The following is a 23,856-nucleotide window of genomic DNA, read 5'->3' on the forward strand; positions in this document are numbered from 1 at the left end:
TTCTTTAAAAAATCCGTCATAATTGGGGGGATTTGTGTGACTGATTTATAAGTAAGCATTTCTCTTTGACTTTTTTGCCTTTATTTGTACTGAAATGTATATAATGACAGCAAATTTAACAACTTTGTAAACAGATAAAAATAAGGTTAGGTCTTTATGCAACATAAAAACTTTGACGATTGGATTGCGACTACTGCATTAGGTGGGGCAAATCAGTCTTATGTTGAGGAAATCTACGAGCAGTATCTAGAAGATCCTGATAGCGTTGATGCAAGTTGGCAAGCGGTATTTGCTCAACTGCCAAAAGCTACCCAAGTAGAGCAACCTCATTCCAGCGTTCGTGATTATTTCCGTCGTTTAGCACGTGAAAATCGTAGTGAGGCGGTGACAGTTATTGATCCTGAAGCCAGTGCAAAACTCGTTAAAGTGTTACAGTTCATTAATGCCTACCGCTTCCGTGGACATTTGGAAGCTAAATTAGATCCGCTTAATTATTATCGTTGGAAAACCTCACAGGTTCCTGAACTCGATTACCGTTACCACGGTTTCAGTGATAAAGATTTAGAAGAAACTTTTACTATCGGGCGTTATGTTTATAACAAAGATACGATGAAGCTAGGCGAACTTGCTGAGGCGTTAAAGGAAACCTATTGCGGTAGTATCGGTTTGGAATTTATGCACATTCAGGATATGGAGCAGAAAAATTGGCTTCAGGCGAAAATGGAGAGTGTGCTGAATAAGCCGTTATTCACGAAAGAACAAAAAGTAAATTTATTAACGGAACTGACCGCTGCTGATGGTTTGGAGCGTTATTTAGGGGCGAAATTCCCTGGTGCAAAACGTTTCTCGCTTGAGGGGTCTGATGCTTTTATTCCGATGATGAAAGAGATTATCCGTCACGCTGGTCGTCAAGGTATGGAAAATGTAGTGATGGGAATGGCTCACCGTGGTCGTTTGAATATGTTAGTCAATGTGTTAGGTAAGAAACCTGCTGAACTTTTTGATGAGTTTGCTGGTAAACACGCTGATGATAATCGTACAGGTGATGTGAAATACCATCAGGGCTTCTCGTCTGATTTTGATGTGGACGGTAAACACGTTCACCTTGCTCTTGCGTTTAACCCTTCGCACTTGGAAATTGTTAGCCCTGTGGTGATTGGTTCTGTGCGTGCAAGACAAACTCGTATTCACGATACTGAACATAAGAAAGTATTGGCGATCACGGTTCACGGCGACTCGGCGGTGGCAGGTCAAGGGGTTGTTCAAGAAACCTTGAATATGTCAAATGCGAGAGGTTACAAAGTAGGCGGAACAATCCGTATCGTGATCAATAACCAGATCGGTTTTACGACTTCTAATCCAAACGATACCCGTTCTACGGAATACTGTACCGATATTGCCAAGATGATCCAAGCCCCGATTATTCACGTTAATGGTGATGATCCTGAAGCGGTGGCATTTGCAGCGAGAATGGCGGTGGAATATCGTTGTTTATTTAAACGTGATATTTTTATTGATTTAATTTCTTATCGTCGTCACGGTCATAATGAGGCTGATGAACCTTTGGCTACTCAGCCGATGATGTACGGTCTTATTAAGAAACACCCGACACCTCGTAAAGTTTATGCGGATCGTTTGATTGCTGAAGGGGTGATTACAGGTGATGATGAAATTGAGATGATGAACCTCTATCGTGATGCGTTAGATAATGGTGATCGTGTTGTGCCTGAATGGCGAGAAATGGATACTGCGTCAATGGATTGGTTGCAATATCTTAATTATGAATGGACGTCGCCGTATGAAAGCAAATTCCCTGAAGCTCGTTTCTTAGAAATCGCGAAACGTGTGTGCGAATATCCAGAAGCGTTACGCCCACACCCTCGTGTTGAAAAAATTTATAACGACCGCCGTGAGATGTATCAAGGCAATAAACTGCTTGACTGGGGTATGGCTGAAACGATGGCTTATGCAACCCTGCTTGATGATGGTACTCACGTTCGTCTATCGGGTGAAGATGCTGGTCGTGGTACCTTCTTCCACCGTCACGCTGTTGTGCATAATCAAAATGATGGTACAGGCTATGTGCCTTTAACGCATTTGCACGCAAACCAAGGGCGTTTTGAGGTGTGGGACTCGGTACTTTCCGAAGAAGCGGTACTGGCATTTGAATATGGTTATGCAACGACCGATCCAAAAACATTGACGATTTGGGAAGCTCAGTTTGGTGACTTTGCGAACGGTGCTCAGATTGTTATCGACCAGTTTATTAGTTCTGGTGAACAAAAATGGGGACGTATGTGCGGTTTAGTGATGCTACTGCCACACGGCTATGAAGGTCAAGGTCCTGAACACTCATCAGCTCGTTTGGAACGTTACTTACAACTTTGTGCAGAACAAAATATGCAAGTCTGTATTCCATCAACACCAGCACAGGTTTACCATATGTTACGTCGTCAAGCGATCCGTAAAATGCGTCGTCCACTGATTGCGATTTCGCCAAAATCACTGCTACGCCACCCGCTTGCTGTTTCAACTTTAGATGAGTTGATCAACGGTGAGTTTAAAACGGTGATCGGGGAATTAGATAATCTCGATCCTGCACAGGTTAAGCGTGTGGTACTTTGTTCAGGTAAAGTCTATTACGATTTACTAGAAGAACGTCGCCAGCGTGTGAAAACCGATGTAGCGATTATTCGTATTGAACAACTTTACCCTTATCCACATGAAGATGTGAAAAAAGCACTTATGCCTTATGCTCATGTTACTGATTATGTTTGGTGTCAAGAAGAGCCATTAAATCAAGGGGTTTGGTATTGTAGCAAACACAACTTCGAAGCCTCTATTCCAGAGAATGCGACATTGAAATATGCAGGTCGCCCAGCTTCCGCTTCACCAGCAGTGGGATATATGTCACTTCATACCAAACAGCAGACGCAGTTGGTTGATGAGGCATTAAGCGTTTAATTGATGTAATTTCCCCCTTTGAAAAAGGGGGATTAAGGGGGATTTAACGATCTCAATATCAGCATTAGCTTATAAAAATCCCCCCTAGCCCCCCTTTTTCAAAGGGGGGAATGAGAATTTAAATAGAAGGAAACAACAAATGACAATCGAAATCCTCGTTCCAGATTTACCCGAATCCGTTGCAGATGCGACCGTTGCGACTTGGCATAAAAAAGTTGGCGATAGCGTAAAACGTGATGAAGTTATTGTAGAAATTGAAACCGATAAAGTGGTTCTCGAAGTGCCTGCGACTAGCGATGGTGTGATTACCGAAATTCAACAAGGCGAAGGGGCAACTGTTGTAAGTAAACAAGTTTTAGGTATTTTAGTTACTCAGCAAGCAGGTGATGTGTCTTTAGCGACAATTAAACCAGTAAATGAAGCAACCCCTTCAGATCGTCAAACCGCCTCTTTAGAGCCAGATAATAGCTCGGCTGACGCATTAGGCCCAAGTGTTCGCCGTTTACTTGCAGAACACGGGCTAGAAGCCAGTGAAGTGAAAGGTTCAGGTGTAGGTGGCAGAATTACTCGTGAAGATATTGAAGCGGTTGTGGCTAAACGTAATGCGAAAGTGGCTGAGAAAGTTGAAAATACTATCAGCACAGTGGCTTACTCTGCTCGTAGTGAAAAACGTGTGCCGATGACCCGCTTGCGTAAACGCATTGCAGAGCGTTTATTAGAAGCGAAAAATACTACGGCGATGCTCACCACATTCAATGAAGTAGATATGAAGCCAATTATGGATCTGCGTAAGCAATATGGTGAAAAATTTGAAAAACAACACGGTGTGCGTTTAGGCTTTATGTCGTTCTATATCAAAGCGGTGGTTGAAGCATTAAAACGTTATCCAGAGGTGAATGCTTCTATTGATGGCGATGATGTGGTGTATCACAACTATTTTGATGTCAGTATCGCTGTTTCTACCCCTCGTGGTTTAGTTACCCCTGTGTTACGCGATTGCGACAAACTTTCAATGGCAGACATTGAAAAAGCTATTAAAGCACTGGCAGAAAAAGGACGCGATGGTAAATTGACTGTAGAAGACTTAACAGGTGGAAACTTCACTATCACTAATGGCGGTGTCTTTGGTTCATTAATGTCCACGCCGATTATCAATCCACCGCAAAGTGCTATTTTAGGTATGCACGCCATTAAAGATCGCCCTGTGGCTGTAGATGGTCAGGTGGTTATTCGTCCGATGATGTATCTTGCACTAAGCTATGATCACCGTTTGATTGATGGGCGAGAGTCTGTTGGTTTCTTAGTAGCCATCAAAGATTTACTCGAAGATCCAACACGTTTGTTGTTAGAAATTTAGAATGAACATTTCCCCCTTTGAAAAAGGGGGAAAACAGTTTTAATCACATAGGAACCCCAACTCTATGAACCTACACGAATACCAAGGCAAACAGATCTTTGCCAAATATAAACTTCCTGTCAGCCAAGGCATTGCTTGTAAAACGGCAGATGAAGCGGTTGAAGCAATCAAACAACTCAAAGGCGACGCTTGGGCAATTAAGTGCCAAGTCCACGCAGGCGGACGTGGTAAAGCTGGCGGTGTCAAACTGGTACGAAATGAAGCGGAAGTGCGTGAATTTGCAGACAAATGGCTCGGCAAACGCTTAGTGACTTTCCAAACAGACGCAAATGGTCAGCCTGTTAATACCCTATATGTTGAGGAAACAGTAGGGATTGCCCGTGAACTTTATTTAGGGGCAGTAATTGACCGCTCCTCACAAAAAGTTGTCTTTATGGCTTCAAGTGCTGGGGGAATGAACATCGAAGAAGTCGCCGCTAAAACCCCTGAATTACTACATAAAGTCGCTATCGATCCGCTTGTAGGGGGAATGGCATATCAAGGACGTGAACTAGCCTTTAAACTTGGTTTAACAGGCGATCAAATCAAACAATTTAGCTTTATTTTCACACAGCTGGCTAAACTCTTTGTAGAAAAAGATCTTTCCCTACTCGAAATCAATCCGCTTGTCGTGACTACCGAAGGTAATTTACTTTGCTTAGATGCCAAAATGGTGGTAGATGGTAATGCGTTATATCGCCAACCAGAACTCGCCGCAATGCACGATCCCAGCCAAGATGATCCACGTGAAGCCCTTGCCGAGTCGCACCAACTTAACTATGTTGCCTTAGATGGTAACATAGGTTGTATGGTAAACGGTGCTGGACTTGCAATGGGGACAATGGATATTGTCAAATTACACGGCGGTTTCCCTGCAAACTTCTTAGATGTAGGTGGCGGTGCAACCAAAGAACGAGTTGCGGAAGCCTTTAAAATCATCTTATCCGATAAGGCAGTAAAAGCCGTCCTCGTCAATATTTTCGGCGGTATCGTCCGTTGTGACTTAATCGCTGACGGGATCATCGCTGCCGTCAATGAAGTAGGCGTAAACGTACCTGTTGTCGTTCGTCTAGAAGGAAACAACGCAGAACTTGGACGTGAAATTTTAGCGAAAAGTGGCTTAAATATCATTGCAGCAGCAACCTTAACAGATGCGGCTGTAGAAGCAGTAAAAGCGGCAGGGGGTAAATAATGTCTATTTTAATCAACAAAGATACCAAAGTGATCTGCCAAGGTTTTACTGGCGGACAAGGCACATTCCATTCACAACAAGCCCTTGATTATGGCACACAACTTGTCGGCGGTGTTTCACCAGGTAAAGGTGGCACAACTCACTTAGGTTTACCGGTATTTAATACCGTGCGTGAAGCAGTGGAAGCCACAGGGGCGACCGCAACGGTTATTTATGTACCAGCACCTGGTTGTAAAGATGCTATTTTAGAAGCCATTGATGCAGGCATTCAGCTTGTCGTTTGTATCACAGAAGGTATCCCAACCTTAGATATGCTTCAAGTGAAACAGCGTTTAAACCAAACAGGCGTGAGAATGATCGGCCCTAACTGCCCTGGGGTAATTACACCTGATGAATGTAAAATCGGGATTATGCCCGGCTGTATCCACAAAAAAGGCAAAATTGGGATTGTTTCTCGTTCAGGAACATTGACTTATGAAGCGGTTAAACAAACAACAGACTACGGCTTTGGTCAATCTACCTGTGTTGGGATCGGTGGCGATCCTATTCCAGGTTCAAACTTCATTGATATTCTAATGCTATTCCAAGCAGACCCTGAAACTGAAGCGATTGTAATGATCGGTGAAATTGGCGGCTCTGCAGAAGAAGAAGCGGCAGCCTTTATCAAAGCGAACGTGACTAAACCTGTGGTGAGCTATATTGCTGGCGTTACCGCACCAAAAGGAAAACGTATGGGACACGCTGGGGCGATTATCTCTGGCGGAAAAGGGACTGCAGATGAAAAATTTGCAGCACTTGAAGCCGCTGGCGTAAAAACCGTACGTAGTTTGGCTGACATTGGGGCAGCATTGCAAGCGGTGTTAAATAAATAACCGCTTGTTGATCAGAACCGTAGAAACATGCCTAATCTGACAGGAGCTGTAATTATAGAACTGGCAGATTAGGTTTAATCTTCTACGATGAAACTTGCTCTTTAGAGCAATTATTTACTGTCTTACACAGAAAAACTATCTTCAGAACCTTTTCTTATATTTAGAGGGAGGAATTAAAGAACCCAGCTTCTTTTTTCTCCCTTGCTCTCTCCAAAATATTCTGAATTTCAAGCATTGTTTCCTGATCTTCGGCTAGTGCAATTTTTCGCATTTCTTCATTCTTAAAGAGTTCTAAATTAGGATCATAGACTTCCGCCATTAATTTCACATTGTGGCGATCTCGTTCAAAATAGTAGTCACAAATTTCATCAGCAACTTCTTCCTCAACGCCTAGCATTTTTAAGGCCGCACGCCCACTGCGTAAGGCTGAATCAAAGGTCTCACGCACTTGTTTATCTGCTCCTGCTTTGTAAAGTTCAAAGACGTGAACTCGGTCATATGCCCTTGCGATAATTTTGATATTCGGGTTCATAGAACGAGCCAGCTCCACAATATGTATCGCTTGATGCTTATCATCTACTGCAACGATCAATAATTCCGCCGTTTCAATCCCAGCATTGTGAAGTAATTCTGGACGAGTAGCATTGCCATAATAGCTTTTAATTCCGTACTTTTTCGCCCCTTCGATTTGTGCTTCGTTAAGATCAATAATAGTAGGGTGATAGCCAGACATCGTGAGGATATGATTGACGATTTGTCCATAACGCCCAATCCCAACTAAGATAATCGGGTGCTGTTCTTCAATATGATCGGCTTCACGTTCCCCAGCTTTGTTTGCAAAACGAGGTGCTACGAATTTGTTATGTAAAATGATGGTGATTGGGGCAAAAATCATTGAAAGCACGACAATAGCGGTTAGATTTGCTTGAATTTCTGCAGAAATCACCCCTTGTGTTGCAGCGGCTGCATATAGTACAAAGGCAAATTCACCGCCTTGAGCCATCACGACCGCTCTATCCATTGCATCGCTGGTGCTACTTTTGGCAAGTTTGGCTATCAATAAAATACACAATGATTTCACTGCCATCATTGCAATCACTGCCGAAAGGATTAGAACCCAGTTATCAAACACAATGTTTAGATCTAATGCCATTCCCACACCTAAGAAGAATAAGCCAAGTAATAACCCTCTAAATGGCTCAATATCGGCTTCTAATTGGTGACGGAAACTTGATTCGGAGAGTAAAACCCCTGCGACAAAAGCGCCCATTGCCGTTGATAATCCACCTTCTTCCATTAATAACGCAGAGCCTAAAACCACAAATAGTGCGGCTGCCGTCATTAATTCACGGATTTTGGTTTTCGCTAGAATACGGAAAATCGGGTTGAGTACCCAAATACCGACCACCACCAATGCGGTCACAGATAACCCTGCGATACCGATTTTCTGCCAAATAGGTTGGGGATCGGCAATATGATTTGGATCTGTCGGTGCAAGAAAGGTGACAATGGCTAGTAGAGGCACAATAATCAGATCTTCAAAAAGCAAGATTGACACCATTCGCTGACCACGAGGACTGGCAATATCGCCTCGTTCGCTTAATACTTGCATTACAATTGCAGTAGATGTTAAAACAAAGCCTGCTCCACCAACAAAAGAGATTTGCCAAGAATAGCCAAACGCCATACCGACAAACGTAAGCAAGACCGCACAAACGACCACTTGCATACTGCCTAAGCCGAAAATTTGACGACGCAGCCCCCATAAGTAAGATGGCTTCATCTCTAACCCAATGATAAACAGAAACATCACGACACCTAATTCGGCAACGTGAATGATCGCTTGGGGATCTGAGAAAAGTTTTAAACCAAAAGGACCTATCGCAAGCCCTGCAGCTAAATATCCCAAAACAGAGCCTAAGCCCAAACGTTTAAAAATAGGTACCGCAATAATTGCCGCCCCTAAAAGGGTCACTACACTAACTAATTGACTTGCACCTTCTGCCGCCATTGATTACCTCAAAAAATAAAATTAGATAAATGCTTAATTTGAAAATTAATTATCTACTATAGTGAAATAATAGCTCTAAGTTACTTCATAGGAGCAGAGTGATATCTCCTCCTAAACAATACGAAACAAGGGCGGACACATCGGTCCGCCCTGATAATAAATTGATAAAAAGAGATCGCTTGTAGGGATTATTTAATAACCTCTACACCACCCATATACGGTTTCAACACTTCAGGCACAGTAATTGAGCCATCTGCATTTTGGTAGTTTTCAAGTACGGCAACAAGCGTACGTCCAACAGCTAAACCTGAGCCATTTAGGGTATGAACTAAACGAGTTTTCTTATCCCCTTTCGCTTTGCAACGTGCTTGCATACGGCGAGCTTGGAAATCCCACATATTTGAGCAAGATGAAATTTCACGGTAGGTATTTTGTGCCGGTAGCCACACTTCTAAATCGTAGGTTTTGCTTGAACCAAAGCTCATATCGCCAGAACAGAGTAACATTTTGCGGTATGGAAGATTGAGCAACTGCAACACTTTTTCTGCGTGTCCTGTTAATTCTTCAAGGGCTTCCATTGATTTTTCAGGGGCAACGATTTGTACCATTTCCACTTTGTCGAACTGGTGCATACGAATTAAGCCACGGGTATCACGACCGTAAGAACCTGCTTCTGAACGGAAGCACGGGGTGTGAGCGGTCAGTTTCAGTGGTAAACTTTCTTCGTCTAAGATCTCATCACGCACAAGATTAGTAACTGGCACTTCTGCGGTTGGGATTAAAGCGTAAGGTTTTTGTACCGCATTTGGATCTTGTCCATCTAACGGTTGAGTATGGAACAGATCTTCGCCGAATTTTGGTAATTGCCCTGTGCCGTAAAGAGTATCGTGGTTTACAAGATAAGGCACATAGGTTTCCACATAGCCGTGTTGTTCTGTGTGTAAATCCAACATAAATTGAGATAAAGCACGGTGTAAACGTGCGATACCGCTTTTCATTACAACGAAACGGCTTCCAGTTAATTTCACACCAGCAGGGAAATCCAAACCGCCTAAACCTTCACCAAGGGTAACGTGATCTTTGATTTCAAAGTCAAATTGACGTGGCGTACCCCAGCGAGATACTTCGAGATTTTCGCTGTCGTCTTTACCCACAGGCACTTCATCGGCTGGTAAGTTAGGAATGTTTAATAACAACTCACGAATTTCCGCTTGGACTTTATCTAATTCCACTTTTGCTGCATCTAATTCGCTACCCATCGTATCTACTTCTGTCAGTAACGCAGAAATATCTTCGCCACGTGCTTTCGCCGCACCGATATTTTTTGAACGAGCATTACGCTCCGCCTGTAAATTTTCTGCCTTAACTTGTAATGCTTTGCGTTGTTCTTCAAGGCTGGTAACACGAGCAACATCAAGGTTGAAGTTACGTTTGAGTTTTAAAATTTGTGCGACTTCCTCAAGGTTCGTACGCAGAAGGTTTTGGTCGATCATTTTAGTGTCCTTATAAAATCCCCCCTAGCCCCCCTTTTTCAAAGGGGGGGGACTAAGAAAAAGGTTAATTGGTTTTATATTCGTTTTTCGATAATTTGAGTAATATGTGCAATCACATTTTCAATACTAGAAATAACTTCCCTATTATTGAAACGCAACACATACAATCCCAGTGAGTTTAATGCTTGATCTCTTATTTTATCTGCTTCTATATGCTCTACTTCATAATGTTGACTACCATCGAGTTCAATTACGAGTTTTGCTTTTGGGTAATAAAAATCAACAATATAAGTTAAAATTGGCTTCTGACGATAAAATTGCAGATCTAAAAGTTGTTTTCTACGCAATCTAGACCATAAGATATGTTCTGCCTTTGTCATCGTATTGCGTAATGTTCTTGCATTTGGTTTAAGTTGGAATAGATAAGGTTCCATAAAATTCCTTAACACCGCCAAGCTATTAACATTCCCCCCTTTGAAAAAGAAGGGCAAAGGGGCTAAATTTTTTCCCCACTTCCGTCAAAGCGTTAACATCCCCCCCTTTGAAAAAGAAGGGCAAAGGGGCTAAATTTTTTCCCCACTTCCGTCAAAGCGTTAACATCCCCCCTTTGAAAAAGAAGGGCAAAGGGGCTAAATTTTTTCCCCACTTCCGTCAAAGCGTTAACATCCCCCCCTTTGAAAAAGGGGGGCTAGGGGGGATTTCCTACCTATTCGCATTCTTCATAATCCGCTGTTTAGCAACTTGCCACTCACGGTCTTTAATATCTTCACGTTTATCGTGCAATTTTTTCCCTTTCGCCAAGCCGATTTTGACCTTCGCCCACGCATTTTTCCAGTAGAGCGACAGGGCGACAACGGTAAACCCATCACGGCTGACTTTACCATAAAGCGTGTCTAACTCACGCTTATTTAACAATAATTTACGGGTACGGGTTGGGTCGCACACAATATGGGTAGAAGCGACATTTAACGGGGTAATAGTGCCACCGAATAAAAAGGCTTCGCCATTACGGAAAGTGACATAGCTATCGCCGATATTGGCTTTGCCTGCTCGCAGGGATTTGACTTCCCAGCCTTGTAATTCTAGACCAGCTTCGATTTCTTCTTCGATAAAATATTCGTGTCTGGCACGTTTATTTAAGGCAATCGTGTTTGAAGCTACTTTTGGTTTTTTACTCATAGTGCTATTTTTTATTAAAAAAATTGGTGAGATTGTACCTTAAATCCAACCTATTATGTAGCAAATGCCCAAATTTTTTATGTTACAAATTTCCATACCTTCACTGTTCTTTTAGGAATCTATCAATCAAATCTATCCGCTAACAAAAACTGCAATACAGCGTCCATTCTTAAATGGGGGATTGGCTGATCAAAGTCGATTTTTTTCGGTTCAAACTGGTCAAACTCAAAGCGGTGATTTTGCCAGTAGTTGATGTCGGGTAAGCGGTTTGGGACGCTACCAGGGTAGAGTGTAACCAGTTTTTTATCACTAGAGCGAATCCCACGGATCGCTTTGAAACTTTGTCCGTTTTGTGTGGCGATTACAGGATCGGTCGCTCGGATAGCGGAAATCGCTTGGTAGCCTGTATCAATGCCTTCAAATTCAGCGTGTCGCCCCCCTTCTTGCACTAATTGTCGCATTAGGCTTTCTAAATTCGGTAGTTGGTCGCTGGTGATATGATCGGCTTTGGTGGCGACAAACAGTAACTTGTCGATATTTGATGAAAATAGGCGACTAAAGAGTGAGCGGTTGCCATAATGGAAATGTTTAAATAGCTGTTGTAAGCCTGTTTTCATTTCAATAAAGGCTTGATGGCTGTGATTTAACGGGGTAAGGCAATCCGCTAAGATCACTTGGCGATCAAACTGTGAGAAGTAATCTTCATAAAATAGTTTGACGATTTTTTGTTGATAGTGGCGATAGCGTTTTTTCAGGGTGTGAAAAATGCTATGTTCAGGGCTTTTTTCTAGCTGTTCCCATTCATTTTCGCTTAAATCAAGCAGAGGGAAGAACTGATAGACAGGCGCACCCCGTTCAGTATTTGGCAGGACAAATCGCCCTGGTTGGATATATTGCATTCCAACTTCTTTGCATTTGAGTAGGTAAGCGGTGTAATCTTCACTTAATTTTGCAAGTTGGTTTTCGTCCGTTTTGGCGGTGAGATCGAGTTGTTTTACTTGTGCAAGCCAAGCCTGTGCTAACTCTGCACGCTCGCCTTTATGTACCAGTTGTTGATGTTGCGACCACTCTTTGAAACTTTGTGAGAGTAGCGGTAAATCTAATAACCATTCCCCAGGATAATCAAAAATATCAAGATAGAGAGTGCTTGTTTCTTTGAGATGGCGAAGCAGGCTATCTCGGCGTTGGTAGCGGATCGCAAGGCGGATTTCGCTGATCCCCGTGGTTGATGGACACCAAGTCGCTGGCTCGTTTTCAAAGCAGTAGCGGTTTTTGTCGTATTCAAAACGGGGAATGGTGAGATCGTGTTGTTCTACTCGTTTTACGGAAAGAATTTGTTCGTTTCGAGCAGGGGCAAATAGGTTTAAGTGGACGTTGTCGCTGGTGCCGATGTGTAGCAGTTGATCGACTAAACTGGTGATGAATGCAGTTTTACCACTGCGACTTAAGCCTGTCACGGCAAGGCGTAGATGATTATCTAAACCACGTTGTACGAATTTGTGTAACTGATGTTGAAGTTGATTAAACATATACCGAAAATTACCAGCCTAATGCTTTATGAGCAACGGCATTGCGAGCCAGTGAAAAATGAGATAAACCAAATAGGGCAAGGTTACGAGCGACTTGAATAGGCAAAAATTCGCAACCAAAAATCGAAATCAGACCGCTTGTGCTTTGCATAATTCGGGTTTGGTCGGCTTGGCGGTGTTGTTCAAACTGTTGTAGCCATTTTGCTTCGCCGAAATCTTCGCCTTGTGCAAAGGCTTGACCGACAAGGGTTGCCAATTCAAATAGATCTCGCATTCCAAGATTGAACCCTTGTCCTGCGACAGGGTGTAGTAACTGAGAGGCATTGCCGACAATGGCTAATCGGTGGTGAATATGGCTTTCGCTTTTTTGCGAAGAAAGGGGATAAACAAACCGCTTGCTGACTTGTAAAAATTTGCCGAGCTTCCAGCCGAATTGTTGTTGCAAGGCGTGTAAAAAGTCGCTGTCTGACATTGCCATTGCTTCTGTCGGATCTTCCATACACCAAACCAGCGACATCATTTTTTCATTAAGTGGTAATAATGCAAAAGGCCCCTGTTTTGTGAAACGTTCAAAGGCGTGGTTTTGGTGTGGTTCAGACAGGATAACATTGGCAATAATGGCGGATTGTTGATAATCCTTGATAAATTGGATTGTTACGCCACATTGTTGGGCAACTTGAGATTGAATGCCGTCACAGGCAACTAACAATTTGGACGTTAATTGTGTTCCGCTGTTTAGGGTAATGTGGCAGTGCTGTTCTGTGCGTTCGATATGGGCGACGGTATCAGGGCAGAATAGCTGAATGTTTGGTTGCTTGGCGATTAATGCGGTCAGTTGCTCGCCCAGTTTGGCGAGTTCCACCACCACACCTAATTCGGATAAGCGTAATTCGTCGGCTTTTAAGGTCGTTTTGCCGAAATGTCCTTGATCTGAAACGTGAATTTGTTTGATAGGGGTTGCAATACGGTAAACCAGTTGAGCTAAATTTTGCTCCGTGGCAAGCGGTCGAATTTGAGCTAATTTTTGCAAACTGCCGTAAGCAAGGGCGATTGAACGTGCGTCAAAACCGCCTTGTTCTGCATAGTTTGGCGTATTTTTTTCTACGATTGCAATTTGCAGTTGGTGTCCGCTTACTGAACTTAACGCTAAGGCAAGTACAGAACCAGTCACCGCACCGCCGACAATCACCACATCAATGTTTTGTTTCATTTGGGGATTCTCCAAAATTTACTTCCCCCTTTGAAAAAGGGGGATTGAGGGGGATTTAACAATCTGGATATTTCACCTTGCCTAATAAAATCCCCCCTAGCCCCCCTTTTTCAAAGGGGGGAATTATTGTTATTTTACTTCAATCAATACCTTACCACTTTCCGCTTTCAATAATCTGCCGACAGGGTAAAGGGCGACATTGGCATTTTTTGCAATTTGTTTCACGCTTTCAACCGCTTGTGGCTTAACGGCAATTAATAAACCGCCTGATGTTTGTGGGTCGCACAAAATCGCTTTTTGTTCATCACTTAATGGCGAAATCAGATGTCCGTAGCTGTCGAAATTACGGGTAGTTCCGCCTGGCACAGCACCTTGTGCGATGTACTCTCTGACACCGTCTAAGGTTTGGATTTGATCGAAATAAACTTCGGCACGCAAGTTTGAACCTTGGCAGATTTCCGTTAAGTGTCCGAGCAAGCCAAAACCTGTGACATCGGTCATTGCAGTGATTTCATCGACTTTGGCAAATTCAGCACCGACCAAATTCATCTGACACATCACATCTCGTGCTAAATTTTGATGTTCAGGTTTTAATTTACCTTGTTTTTCTGCTGTGGTAAGTACACCGATCCCAAGTGGTTTTGTTAAATATAAATCGCAATCGGCTTGTGCTGATGCGTTCTTTTTCACTTGTTCGGTGGAAATAATGCCTGTAACCGCTAAACCAAAAATAGGTTCAGGGGAGTCAATTGAGTGTCCCCCAGCTAACGCAATGCCTGCTTGTTGGCACGTAAAACGACCGCCATCAACAATTTTTTGTGCAACTTCGGCAGGTAGCTTATTGATTGGAAAGCCTAAAATTGCAATCGCCATAATTGGCTTACCGCCCATGGCAAAAATATCACTGATTGCATTAGTCGCAGCAATTCGCCCGAAATCAAAAGGATCATCCACAATCGGCATAAAGAAATCCGTTGTGCTGACAATACCAACACCGTTGCCGATGTCATAGACAGCTGCATCGTCTTTGGTTTCATTACCGACTAACAAATTCGGGTCGATAAACTTCGCCTGTTCTGTGTGCAGAATTTGTTCAAGCACTTTCGGGGAAATTTTACAGCCGCAGCCAGCACCGTGACTATATTGCATTAAGCGAATGGGTTCGTTTTGCATGGTTGCCTCTTTGTTCTTATTTAACCTAAATAAAGATAACGGAATTGTAGCAGAAAATTAAGATATTTATACAACTGCTACATAATACCAAATTAAACAACCCTAATTCTGGATAAGAAAAACCCATTTAAAAACATTCTGCTGAACACTTTTAAATGGGTTTTCCCCTTTGCGATGTTTCGCGTTACGCTGATAACTTCCTTTACCTTTGCGGTTTTGCTCTACTCGACTTCTAAACAGTTTATCCGTCACTAGTGCTTTAATTGCACTTTCTTGAATTTCACCACGCTGATGGGCGTAGCATTCTGATTTTGTTGATTTTTTCATTATTTTTCCTTTTTGTTAAAACAAGAATGGTATATCTTCAGTGTTGTTGGAAGATATGTGCGAAATTTTGCCAAATTTCTGTTTAATTGTATATATGCACAGATAAAAAAACGGTATAATCTACGGCGTTATTCAGCCTAAATTGAACTTCTTTTCAATGCAAGCGGTCTGAATTAAGCAGAATTTTACAAAATCCAAAGAGGTGAATATGAAAAAAGAAGAAGTTGGACACCATTTCTTAGCTCGTTTGGGTAAAACACGTTTACGCCCAGGTGGCAAAATGGCAACGGACTGGCTCATTGCAAATGGCGATTTTCGGAAAGATAAAAAAGTGCTTGAAGTTGCTTGTAATATGGGAAGGACCGCAATCGAAATTGCTCAACAATTTGGTTGCCAAGTGATCGGTATCGATCTTGATGAAGAAGCCCTAGAAAAAGCACAACACAACATTAAAGAGCATAAAGTTGAAGAATTAGTGCAAATTCAACGTGCCAATGCAACCAAACTGCCATTTGAAGATAATAGTTTCGACATTATTATCAACGAAGCAATGCTGACAATGCTACCGCAAGAAGCCAAAGAAAAGGCAATTCGTGAATATCTGCGAGTATTAAAGCCAAACGGTTTATTACTTACCCACGATTTACTGCTCAATGGCGATAACAGCGAAGAGGTGATCGCTAAGTTGCGTGATGCGATTAATATCACCGTAGCACCCTTAAATAAGCAGGATTGGAAAGATACATTCCTTCATTGTGGCTTCCGCAATGTTGAAACCTTTAGTGGTGAGATGAGCTTGTTATCTCCAAAAGGGTTAATTCAAGATGAAGGGGTTTTAGGGGCAATGAAAGTGGTGGGTAATGCGTTAAAACCGGAAAACCGTGATACTTTCAAGAAAATGTTCCAGACCTTTAATGACCCTGAAAATCAACTAGGCTTTATTGCGGTTTGTAGTCAAAAATAATGTAAATAACGAAAAAGAGGTAAATGTAGGGAGACGCTGAGCGTGTCCATTGTGGTAAGGGTACGAGATATTTTATCTTTACCTTAAAAACGGACACACGCAGTGTGTCCCTACCACAACAAAACAACATTATCTTGTTAATTGATATTTGTCAGTGATCCATAGTAGGTACATTAAACGCCCCTTTTTTTTATCATCATAACAATAAATAAACGCAAAACACGACAGGATAGATTATGTTTGAAATGTTCAAGGATTGGTATAAACAGAAATTTACTGATCCACAAATTGTCGCACTTCTTGCCATCTTAATTATCGGCTTTGGAACGATCTACTTTTTCAGTGATCTCTTAATGCCCCTTTTGATTGCCATTGTTTTTGCTTACCTTTTAGAATGGCCTATCCGCTTTCTAACCACCAAACTCAAATTACCAAGAATGCTCAGCTTAGTGATTGTCTTAGGCGGATTTATTTCTCTCTCTGTCTTTTTGTTTGTGGTAATGCTTCCAAGTCTATGGAACCAAGCAGTGACCTTCCTAAAAGACCTGCCGAGTATGTTTAACTTGCTCAATGCGTGGCTTGAGGCTCTGCCAGAACACTATCCAGAATTGATTGACTATGCAATGCTCGACTCCCTAATGGCAACGGCAAAAACTAAAATTCTTACCTTTGGCGACTCCTTATTGTCGTTTTCATTCAACTCCCTTGTTAGCCTTGTCGGATTAGGTATTTATGCGTTTTTAGTACCATTAATGGTCTTTTTCTTACTCAAAGATAAAACGTTGTTTATGCGTTCTGCACTACGTTTTATGCCTAAAAACCGCCACCTTGCTACTCGTGTTTGGGGGGAAATGCAATTACAAATCGCCAACTATATTCGTGGGAAATTTTTAGAAATTCTCATTGTTGGCGTTGTAACTTATATTATTTTCCTTTTCTTTGATTTACGCTATCCATTGTTACTCTCAGTAGCGGTCGGTTTATCGGTATTAGTGCCTTATATTGGTGCGGTATTAGTGACAATTCCTGTTGCGTTAGTTGCACTCTTTCAATTTGGCTTATCCCCTGATTTCTACTACTTGCTACTTGCTTTTGTGATTAGCCAACTTTTAGATGGTAACCTTGTTGTGCCATTTTTATTCTCAGAAGCGGTAAATTTACACCCATTAACGATCATCGTTGCCGTAATTATTTTCGGCGGTCTTTGGGGCTTCTGGGGGGTATTTTTTGCCATTCCATTAGCAACTTTAGTCAAAGCGGTGATTAATGCCTTGCCTAATGTAGAAGAATCGCAATCTTAGGCTTGCAAGCGGTTGAATTTCACTATAAATTTGCAAATTATAAATTTAACTAGGGACACTTCATAAGTGTCCCGCTTTATTTGATTAATTAAGGAACTGTTGTGCGTGTAACCGATTTCCATTTTGACCTACCTGATGAACTTATCGCTCGCTATCCAACGGCTGAACGAAGTGCAAGCCGTTTACTTTATCTCAACGGTAATACAGGCGAATATCAAGATCAACAATTCAATGATTTACTTGAACATATCCATAGTGGTGACTTACTGATTTTTAATAACACCCGTGTTATCCCAGCTCGCCTTTATGGACGCAAAGCCAGTGGCGGTAAGTTAGAAGTGTTGGTGGAACGTGTATTAGACGAACATCGCTGTTTAGCTCATATCCGTTCATCAAAAGCCCCGAAAGAGAATGCTGAAATCTTTCTAGGGGAAGATAAATTAGGTGAAGGAAATGGCTTTAAAGCGATAATGGTGGCTCGTCACGATGCGTTATTTGAGCTGAAATTTGAAGCGTCACAGCCTTTATTCGATCTGCTACAACAGGCAGGACATATGCCACTACCGCCTTATATCGATCGCCCCGATGAAGATGCCGATCAAGAGCGTTATCAAACGGTATATAGCAAAGTGTTAGGTGCAGTTGCAGCCCCAACGGCTGGCTTGCATTTTGATCATCAAATGCTACAAAAACTGCAAGAAAAAGGAGTACAAACCGCCTTTGTTACCTTACACGTCGGGGCTGGCACATTCCAACCAGTGCGAGTAGAAACCATTGAAGAACATAAAATGCACGCAGAATATGCCGAAGTATCGCAGGAAGTGGTCGATAAAATTCTTGCCACCAAAGCACAAGGCAAACGAGTGATCTGCGTTGGCACAACCTCTGTTCGCTCTATCGAAAGTGCAGCACAAGCGGCAGAAAAAGAAGGCAAATTAATCGCCCCATTCTATTCAGACACGGCAATTTTTCTATACCCGGGAAAAACATTCCGTATCGTTGATGCCCTAGTCACCAACTTCCACTTGCCGGAATCCACCCTAATTATGTTGGTTTCCGCCTTTGCCGGCTTCAAAAACTGTATGAACGCTTATCAACACGCCGTTGAAAGTCAATACCGTTTCTTTAGCTACGGTGACGCAATGTTTATCACGAAAAATGAAAATGCGTTGGGGGATGTTCCCTAAAAACGAAAACGCTTAGAAATTTACGCTACCCACCACGCTTCCTAGATTCTACTTATAGCAACTGTATTCTTACACAGTTGCTATGTAGTCAATAAATATGTATAAAAATTATTCTACTTGAAACAAAAAAGGATTAATCGCACTGCGTGCCAGCCCTTTTTGCTCCATTTCAGCATCAAGGAAAATCGTACCTAAATCATCGGCGATTGGCTCAACATGCGGATCTTTATCTTGATACATCACTTTCAGATAACTCTCACAATCACCACAACTTTCCGCTTTCACCTCTGCGTCCATACTGTCTAAGCTCCAGTAATCGAGCTTGCCTGTCTGCTCACAATTACTACACTTCGCACGCACCATATTCCACTCGCTTTCACATAGAGAACAGTGCAAATAACGTAAACCTTGCGTTTCCCCAAAATGAACCACACTGGCAATCGGGGCAGAGTTACACACAGGGCAAGTATGGCGTTCTTCACCGTACTCCGCTTTGGTATTGCGAGGAAGTTGCTGAGTTAATTGCACCCAATAAAGCGACAAGACCGCCCATAAGAAAACCGCCTTGTCTGCGCCCACCTCTTCATAACGCTCATTCAACAAATGATCCGCCAGCATTTCAAGCTCAGAATTTGAGGCTTTCTCTAACCATTCCAATGTCGCCAACACAGTATCCGACGCATAAGGCTTAAACTTATCAATAAACGCCAACAGCAATTTCTGCCACTCATCTGACCGCTTAAAGGTTTTCACATCCAAAGGCTTCACTCCCTGATGAGCTTCCAAATAAGCGGTAAGTTCGCCCACTCTATTTGCAATAGGCTGATTTTCTAATAAATCAAGCTGAACCTCGACAATATTTGCCACAAATTCCAAATAATCCCCAAAAGGATTATGTTCAGCCAATTGTCTTAAACGTTTAGCTCGGCGAGCATATAAATTTTTAGGATTGGCATACAACAACGGCGGATTGTGAAAAGAGCTTGCAGCTTGTTGAATTTCTTCTTGGGGTAAAATACGAATACTCATAATTTTTTATACCTATATTTACTAAAAATTAAATATTACTTGCTATTCAACATCTTTCGGCAATTTATATAACTGATGTTTATATAAATAACTGCCTAACAATGCGTGGGCCAGTGCCTCTTTTTTCATTGCTTCAGACTGCTCTTTTGGGTTAAGGCGTTCATTCGCTTTATCATATTCATAACCTTGAGGAGATTGATTTGGCTTAAGAATAATCACATCTTTGCCTTTCATCATTGCTTGCGTTTGGTCGTACTGCATAAACGCACGATTTGGATCGACATTTTGAGTTAAGTCAAAGCCAATCATCGGATAATCGCCACTAATGCCTGCGACAGATAACAATGTCGTTGGCATATCAATTTGGCTGACCAAACGATTATCACGGCGAGGCTCAATATGTTCCCCTAAAATTAAGGCTGGGATATGGAAATGTTTGATCGGCACAAGACTATCACCCGCTACTCGCGAGTCGTGGTCAGCAATGACAAGGAATACCGTATCTTTCCAATAATTTGATTGTTTTGCTAATTTGAAGAAATGCCCTAACGCATAATCCGCATATTTTGCCGCATTATTGCGGGTCTGTTTCTCTTTATCAAACAACTCAATTTTACCGTCTGGGAACTCAAATGGATCGTGGTTACTTGAAGTAAAGACTAAGCTAAAAAACGGTTTATCGCCTTTTGCTAATTCGGTAAAGGTTTCGTGTGCTTTATCAAATAAATCTTCGTCACTCATCCCCCAAGTGGAAACGAACTTTGGATTTTTATAATCTTTCTCATCAATGATGGTTTCAAAGCCATTTCCATAAAAATAGCTCGCCATATTGTCGAAATGTTTTTCACCGCCATAAATGAAAGAGGTGCGGTAACCTTGACGACGCAATAATTCTGCAATGGTAAAGAAACCGTTTTGGCTTTTGGTTAATTTCACTGTTGCACGCGCTGGCGTTGGTGTAAAACCTGCAGTAACAGCTTCAATACCACGCACAGAACGTGTGCCTGTTGCGTAGATATTTTCAAACAACCAACCTTCTTTAGCGAGTTGATCAAATTCAGGAGTAAGTGGCTTACCGCCCAATGTGCCGACAAACTGAGCGCCAAGACTTTCTTCTAGCACAATAACGATATTTTTAGGCTTACCTTGATAGCTTGCCACATTCTTGGTTAATGTCGGAATAACCGTTGAAATATAATCAGAAGCGGGGCGATTACGGCTATTTTTTACAATCTCAAACATCTCTTGTTCAGACATTTTGCCATATTGCTCTGAAGATTTTTCTTCATCTTTCAGCTGTTGTACGGCATATAATACAGAATAGCCTGAATTGAGAACCAATGAATTAACCAGCGGATCGCTTGAAAATGCCACCATTGCAGGGTTAATGCCACGATGTCCCAATGATGATCTTGCCCCAGCAAACGCCACAGTAATAATCAACAATGCCATTACAGGACGCAGTTTCCAGCTAGGTAAACGCAGATGTTGAACAGCCCAGCCAGACAGCTTCCAATAAATAATGCCTGCGACTGTAGTTGCAACCAAACTGCTAATCACTGCAGTCAAATGCCCATTGGCTAACATTGTAAATACTTCTTTTGGATAAAGTAGATACTCAATAAATAGGCGATTTGGGCGGAAATCATAGGTTTCAATAAACGCAGGGGTGGCGACTTCCATAAATAGAATAAACACACTGCTTATCGTAAGCCAAACGCGTAAAATACCTTTCCAAAGTGTGCCTAACCCATTGTTATGCACCAATAACACCGTAAATAATGCTGGTACGCCAAAGAGATAACAAATGGAGACAATATCCATTCGCAAGCCTTGTAGGAAAAGAGGAAGCCAGCCATCAACCGCAGAAACACGATCTGCTTGCCAGAGGGATAAACCAAGGCGTGATAGACTGAAAATAATGAGATTTAATCCGATAAAGAAAAAAATCGGAAACAAAATAAATCGGGTATTTTTTTGCATAAAAATTACTCTAAAATTGTAACGTAATCCCCAACTCGAATAACACCGCTTGTTTGTGGTACTAAATGTACTCCAAAAATAGGCTTGCCTTTCTCATTGGTGTGGTGTTGTTTTAAGGTCCGAAAAGGTTCTGCATTCGGATCCAATTCAAGGGTCTGTGGATCTCGGGTGATTAAAATACAGCGTGTGCAAGGTTGAGCTACCTCAAATTCTACTGTGCCAATTTTCACCTGCTTCCACCTTTCTTCTTCAAAGGCTTGAATACCATCTATGACAACATTTGCTCGAAACTGTTCCATTGAAACAGGCACAGGCGACCATTGTTGTAGTTGTTTTAAGGATTGCTCAGATACCAATAAAAGCGGATTACTGTCTGCAAAACTTAACGGTTGAGGTTCACAATGTTTTACCATTCGTTGTGGCTGTTCGCCTAACCAACGTAACTGAACTTCACGCCCAAATTTTTGGCTTAACCATTGATTTACTGCACTATTCGCCACCCAAGATGGAAAATGACTTCCCCACACTTCGCTAGATTGCTGTTGCGTAAAATCATTATACCGTGCCACACACCGCTCGCCACAATCAGATTGAATAACAATCCCCGTTGAAATAGGAAATGCCGCTAAACGATATAACATCTGCTCTTTACGAGCCGTGATAAAAGTTCCATCTACTTCGGTAATCATAAATTCACGGTCAAAATTCAGCCCTTGTGGTAAAACAAAAGCCTGCTCTACCCGATACGCCTTAGTGGATTTAATTGGATAAAGACAAATTTGTGTGACTTGCATAAGCTCCCCTCTAAATTTAGGCGATAAACAATAGCAGAAAATCATCTACTTTTATATCTTTCTCAAGTAAAATATCGGGATTATTTGAAAAGGAATAGACTATGGCAAAGAAACCTACCCTAGATTTTGAAACCACACTCAAAGAGCTTGAGGAAATCGTCAATCGTCTTGAAACGGGCGATCTTCCTTTAGAAGAAGCCTTAAATGAGTTTGAAACCGCAGTAAAATTGGTGCAACAAGGGCAAGAACGCTTACAAAAAGCGGAACAACGTATCCAAATTTTGCTACAAAAAAATGAACACGCAGATCTTACGGATTACCCATAATGAATTACGACCTTTTCGCTGAATTAAGTCAATATCAACAACGTATCAACCATTTTCTAAGCGAGCAACTTTCGCAATATCCGGCCTACAACACACCGCTTATTGACGCGATGTCTTATGCTGTTTTGCTTGGTGGCAAACGAGTTCGCCCTTTCTTAATTTATGCTACAGGGAAAATGCTAGGCGTACCACTTGCTCAACTTGACCATTCAGCAGGGGCAATGGAAGCCATTCACGCCTATTCATTGGTTCACGATGATTTACCTGCAATGGATAATGATACCCTTCGTCGAGGCAAGCCAACTTGCCATATTGCTTTTGATGAAGCAACAGCTATTTTGGCTGGCGATGCACTACAAAGTTTTGCCTTTGAATTACTAGCGTTTGACCCAAGTCTAACCGCAGAGCAGAAGGTGGCACAAATGCAGTGGCTTGCAAAATCCGCTGGGGCAAAAGGTATGTGTTTGGGGCAAAGTTTAGATTTACAATCTGAGCATAAAGCCATTGCCCTTGATGAACTTGAACGTATTCATCGTAATAAAACCGGGGCGTTGATCCTTGCCTCTGTAATGATGGGATTTAATCTATCCGCTTACGCCCAAGATCATCAGATTAAACAACAACTTGTGCAATATGCTAAAGCAATCGGGCTGGCTTTCCAAGTACAAGACGATATTCTTGATGTGATTGGTAATAGTGAGGTCATTGGTAAAACCGCAGGTTCAGATCAAGCGTTGGATAAAAGCACTTATCCAAAACTGCTGGGTTTAGAGGGAGCGAAACAAAAAGCGGAGAGCCTCTACCAGACAGCCCTAAAAGCACTAGAAACCTTGCCTTTTGATACTACGGCTCTTGTTGCTTTGGCTGAATTTATTGTGAAACGTGAAAATTAACCCCTGTTTACAGGCATAAGAGTAGTACTTATG

Annotated in this window: 20 protein-coding genes; 9 read left to right on the forward strand and 11 right to left on the reverse strand. The window is 42.1% G+C overall.

The window, feature by feature from the left end:
* Positions 1–156: 156 nt before the first annotated feature.
* The 4 genes from sucA (at position 157) to sucD (ending at position 6,424) form a co-directional block, all read left to right on the forward strand.
* Positions 157–2,964: a 2-oxoglutarate dehydrogenase E1 component gene (sucA, locus tag J1G47_RS07015; protein ID WP_160428216.1), complete on the forward strand. Its 2,808-nt coding sequence runs from the start codon at positions 157–159 to the stop codon at positions 2,962–2,964.
* Between the two features lie 139 nt (positions 2,965–3,103).
* Positions 3,104–4,321 carry a 2-oxoglutarate dehydrogenase complex dihydrolipoyllysine-residue succinyltransferase gene (odhB, locus tag J1G47_RS07020; protein ID WP_010786714.1) on the forward strand — a complete coding sequence of 406 codons (1,218 nt, stop codon included), beginning with the start codon at positions 3,104–3,106 and terminating at the stop codon, positions 4,319–4,321.
* A gap of 64 nt (positions 4,322–4,385) precedes the next feature.
* Positions 4,386–5,552: an ADP-forming succinate--CoA ligase subunit beta gene (gene sucC / locus J1G47_RS07025; RefSeq protein ID WP_160443955.1), complete on the forward strand. Its 1,167-nt coding sequence runs from the start codon at positions 4,386–4,388 to the stop codon at positions 5,550–5,552.
* Positions 5,552–6,424, forward strand: a complete 873-nt coding sequence (gene sucD / locus J1G47_RS07030; RefSeq protein WP_075620785.1) for a succinate--CoA ligase subunit alpha — start codon at positions 5,552–5,554, stop codon at positions 6,422–6,424. The genes sucC and sucD overlap by 1 nt, the downstream gene beginning before the upstream one ends.
* A gap of 160 nt (positions 6,425–6,584) precedes the next feature.
* Here sucD and J1G47_RS07035 read toward each other — a convergent pair whose 3' ends face one another.
* The 8 genes from J1G47_RS07035 to J1G47_RS07070 all read right to left on the reverse strand — a co-directional run bounded on the left by J1G47_RS07035 (position 6,585) and on the right by J1G47_RS07070 (position 15,346).
* The gene (locus J1G47_RS07035; RefSeq protein ID WP_075592234.1) at positions 6,585–8,435 is read right to left on the reverse strand and encodes a monovalent cation:proton antiporter-2 (CPA2) family protein; all 1,851 of its coding nucleotides are present in this window, start codon (positions 8,433–8,435) and stop codon (positions 6,585–6,587) included.
* 188 nt (positions 8,436–8,623) lie between these two features.
* The gene (serS, locus tag J1G47_RS07040; RefSeq protein WP_012621856.1) at positions 8,624–9,928 is read right to left on the reverse strand and encodes a serine--tRNA ligase; all 1,305 of its coding nucleotides are present in this window, start codon (positions 9,926–9,928) and stop codon (positions 8,624–8,626) included.
* A 74-nt stretch (positions 9,929–10,002) separates the two neighbouring features.
* Positions 10,003–10,362 carry an endonuclease domain-containing protein gene (locus J1G47_RS07045; RefSeq protein ID WP_012621857.1) on the reverse strand — a complete coding sequence of 120 codons (360 nt, stop codon included), beginning with the start codon at positions 10,360–10,362 and terminating at the stop codon, positions 10,003–10,005.
* Positions 10,363–10,630: 268 nt separating this feature from the next.
* Positions 10,631–11,107: an SsrA-binding protein SmpB gene (smpB, locus tag J1G47_RS07050; protein ID WP_010786708.1), complete on the reverse strand. Its 477-nt coding sequence runs from the start codon at positions 11,105–11,107 to the stop codon at positions 10,631–10,633.
* A 122-nt stretch (positions 11,108–11,229) separates the two neighbouring features.
* Positions 11,230–12,636 carry a YcjX family GTP-binding protein gene (locus J1G47_RS07055; RefSeq protein WP_207326534.1) on the reverse strand — a complete coding sequence of 469 codons (1,407 nt, stop codon included), beginning with the start codon at positions 12,634–12,636 and terminating at the stop codon, positions 11,230–11,232.
* A 10-nt stretch (positions 12,637–12,646) separates the two neighbouring features.
* Positions 12,647–13,846: a 2-octaprenyl-6-methoxyphenyl hydroxylase gene (gene ubiH, locus J1G47_RS07060; protein WP_207326535.1), complete on the reverse strand. Its 1,200-nt coding sequence runs from the start codon at positions 13,844–13,846 to the stop codon at positions 12,647–12,649.
* Positions 13,847–13,975: 129 nt separating this feature from the next.
* Positions 13,976–15,019: a selenide, water dikinase SelD gene (selD, locus tag J1G47_RS07065; RefSeq protein WP_207326536.1), complete on the reverse strand. Its 1,044-nt coding sequence runs from the start codon at positions 15,017–15,019 to the stop codon at positions 13,976–13,978.
* A gap of 102 nt (positions 15,020–15,121) precedes the next feature.
* Complete coding sequence (locus J1G47_RS07070; protein WP_005712352.1) at positions 15,122–15,346, reverse strand: alternative ribosome-rescue factor A; 225 nt, start codon at positions 15,344–15,346, stop codon at positions 15,122–15,124.
* 208 nt (positions 15,347–15,554) lie between these two features.
* On the opposite strand from J1G47_RS07070, the gene J1G47_RS07075 reads away from it, so the two are divergent.
* The 3 genes from J1G47_RS07075 to queA all read left to right on the forward strand — a co-directional run bounded on the left by J1G47_RS07075 (position 15,555) and on the right by queA (position 18,798).
* The gene (locus J1G47_RS07075) at positions 15,555–16,310 is read left to right on the forward strand and encodes a class I SAM-dependent methyltransferase (RefSeq protein WP_021114979.1); all 756 of its coding nucleotides are present in this window, start codon (positions 15,555–15,557) and stop codon (positions 16,308–16,310) included.
* Positions 16,311–16,546: 236 nt separating this feature from the next.
* Positions 16,547–17,611 (forward strand): AI-2E family transporter, encoded by a 1,065-nt coding sequence (locus J1G47_RS07080; RefSeq protein WP_005712350.1) that lies wholly within the window; start codon positions 16,547–16,549, stop codon positions 17,609–17,611.
* A 101-nt stretch (positions 17,612–17,712) separates the two neighbouring features.
* Complete coding sequence (gene queA / locus J1G47_RS07085) at positions 17,713–18,798, forward strand: tRNA preQ1(34) S-adenosylmethionine ribosyltransferase-isomerase QueA (RefSeq protein WP_005712349.1); 1,086 nt, start codon at positions 17,713–17,715, stop codon at positions 18,796–18,798.
* A gap of 108 nt (positions 18,799–18,906) precedes the next feature.
* Here the strand turns inward: queA and fdhE are convergent, their stop codons facing one another.
* From fdhE to J1G47_RS07100, 3 genes are read right to left on the reverse strand one after another with little or no spacing between them, the layout of a single operon-like run.
* A complete protein-coding gene (fdhE, locus tag J1G47_RS07090) occupies positions 18,907–19,827 on the reverse strand; it encodes a formate dehydrogenase accessory protein FdhE (RefSeq protein WP_021114980.1) in 921 nt (306 codons plus the stop codon).
* Between the two features lie 42 nt (positions 19,828–19,869).
* Positions 19,870–21,810 carry an LTA synthase family protein gene (locus J1G47_RS07095; RefSeq protein ID WP_005712347.1) on the reverse strand — a complete coding sequence of 647 codons (1,941 nt, stop codon included), beginning with the start codon at positions 21,808–21,810 and terminating at the stop codon, positions 19,870–19,872.
* A gap of 5 nt (positions 21,811–21,815) precedes the next feature.
* Positions 21,816–22,604: an MOSC domain-containing protein gene (locus J1G47_RS07100; protein ID WP_207326537.1), complete on the reverse strand. Its 789-nt coding sequence runs from the start codon at positions 22,602–22,604 to the stop codon at positions 21,816–21,818.
* Between the two features lie 101 nt (positions 22,605–22,705).
* Between J1G47_RS07100 and xseB the strand changes: the two genes are divergently transcribed.
* Positions 22,706–22,930 carry an exodeoxyribonuclease VII small subunit gene (gene xseB / locus J1G47_RS07105; RefSeq protein WP_005712345.1) on the forward strand — a complete coding sequence of 75 codons (225 nt, stop codon included), beginning with the start codon at positions 22,706–22,708 and terminating at the stop codon, positions 22,928–22,930.
* The gene (gene ispA / locus J1G47_RS07110; protein ID WP_005712343.1) at positions 22,930–23,823 is read left to right on the forward strand and encodes a (2E,6E)-farnesyl diphosphate synthase; all 894 of its coding nucleotides are present in this window, start codon (positions 22,930–22,932) and stop codon (positions 23,821–23,823) included. The genes xseB and ispA overlap by 1 nt, the downstream gene beginning before the upstream one ends.
* Positions 23,824–23,856: the final 33 nt, after the last annotated feature.

It is taken from the genome of Glaesserella parasuis (assembly GCF_017352235.1).
GTDB classification, from domain to species: Bacteria; Pseudomonadota; Gammaproteobacteria; order Enterobacterales; family Pasteurellaceae; genus Glaesserella; species Glaesserella parasuis.

Excerpts from the sequence above, each read along its gene's own strand:
- sucA (WP_160428216.1), top strand. The coding sequence starts at position 157 with ATGCAACATAAAAACTTTGACGATTGGATTGCGACTACTGCATTAGGT.
- odhB (WP_010786714.1), top strand. The coding sequence starts at position 3,104 with ATGACAATCGAAATCCTCGTTCCAGATTTACCCGAATCCGTTGCAGAT.
- sucC (WP_160443955.1), top strand. The coding sequence starts at position 4,386 with ATGAACCTACACGAATACCAAGGCAAACAGATCTTTGCCAAATATAAA.
- sucD (WP_075620785.1), top strand. The coding sequence starts at position 5,552 with ATGTCTATTTTAATCAACAAAGATACCAAAGTGATCTGCCAAGGTTTT.
- J1G47_RS07035 (WP_075592234.1), bottom strand. The coding sequence starts at position 8,435 with ATGGCGGCAGAAGGTGCAAGTCAATTAGTTAGTGTAGTGACCCTTTTA.
- serS (WP_012621856.1), bottom strand. The coding sequence starts at position 9,928 with ATGATCGACCAAAACCTTCTGCGTACGAACCTTGAGGAAGTCGCACAA.
- J1G47_RS07045 (WP_012621857.1), bottom strand. The coding sequence starts at position 10,362 with ATGGAACCTTATCTATTCCAACTTAAACCAAATGCAAGAACATTACGC.
- smpB (WP_010786708.1), bottom strand. The coding sequence starts at position 11,107 with ATGAGTAAAAAACCAAAAGTAGCTTCAAACACGATTGCCTTAAATAAA.
- J1G47_RS07055 (WP_207326534.1), bottom strand. The coding sequence starts at position 12,636 with ATGTTTAATCAACTTCAACATCAGTTACACAAATTCGTACAACGTGGT.
- ubiH (WP_207326535.1), bottom strand. The coding sequence starts at position 13,846 with ATGAAACAAAACATTGATGTGGTGATTGTCGGCGGTGCGGTGACTGGT.
- selD (WP_207326536.1), bottom strand. The coding sequence starts at position 15,019 with ATGCAAAACGAACCCATTCGCTTAATGCAATATAGTCACGGTGCTGGC.
- J1G47_RS07070 (WP_005712352.1), bottom strand. The coding sequence starts at position 15,346 with ATGAAAAAATCAACAAAATCAGAATGCTACGCCCATCAGCGTGGTGAA.
- J1G47_RS07075 (WP_021114979.1), top strand. The coding sequence starts at position 15,555 with ATGAAAAAAGAAGAAGTTGGACACCATTTCTTAGCTCGTTTGGGTAAA.
- J1G47_RS07080 (WP_005712350.1), top strand. The coding sequence starts at position 16,547 with ATGTTTGAAATGTTCAAGGATTGGTATAAACAGAAATTTACTGATCCA.
- fdhE (WP_021114980.1), bottom strand. The coding sequence starts at position 19,827 with ATGAGTATTCGTATTTTACCCCAAGAAGAAATTCAACAAGCTGCAAGC.
- J1G47_RS07095 (WP_005712347.1), bottom strand. The coding sequence starts at position 21,810 with ATGCAAAAAAATACCCGATTTATTTTGTTTCCGATTTTTTTCTTTATC.
- J1G47_RS07100 (WP_207326537.1), bottom strand. The coding sequence starts at position 22,604 with ATGCAAGTCACACAAATTTGTCTTTATCCAATTAAATCCACTAAGGCG.
- xseB (WP_005712345.1), top strand. The coding sequence starts at position 22,706 with ATGGCAAAGAAACCTACCCTAGATTTTGAAACCACACTCAAAGAGCTT.
- ispA (WP_005712343.1), top strand. The coding sequence starts at position 22,930 with ATGAATTACGACCTTTTCGCTGAATTAAGTCAATATCAACAACGTATC.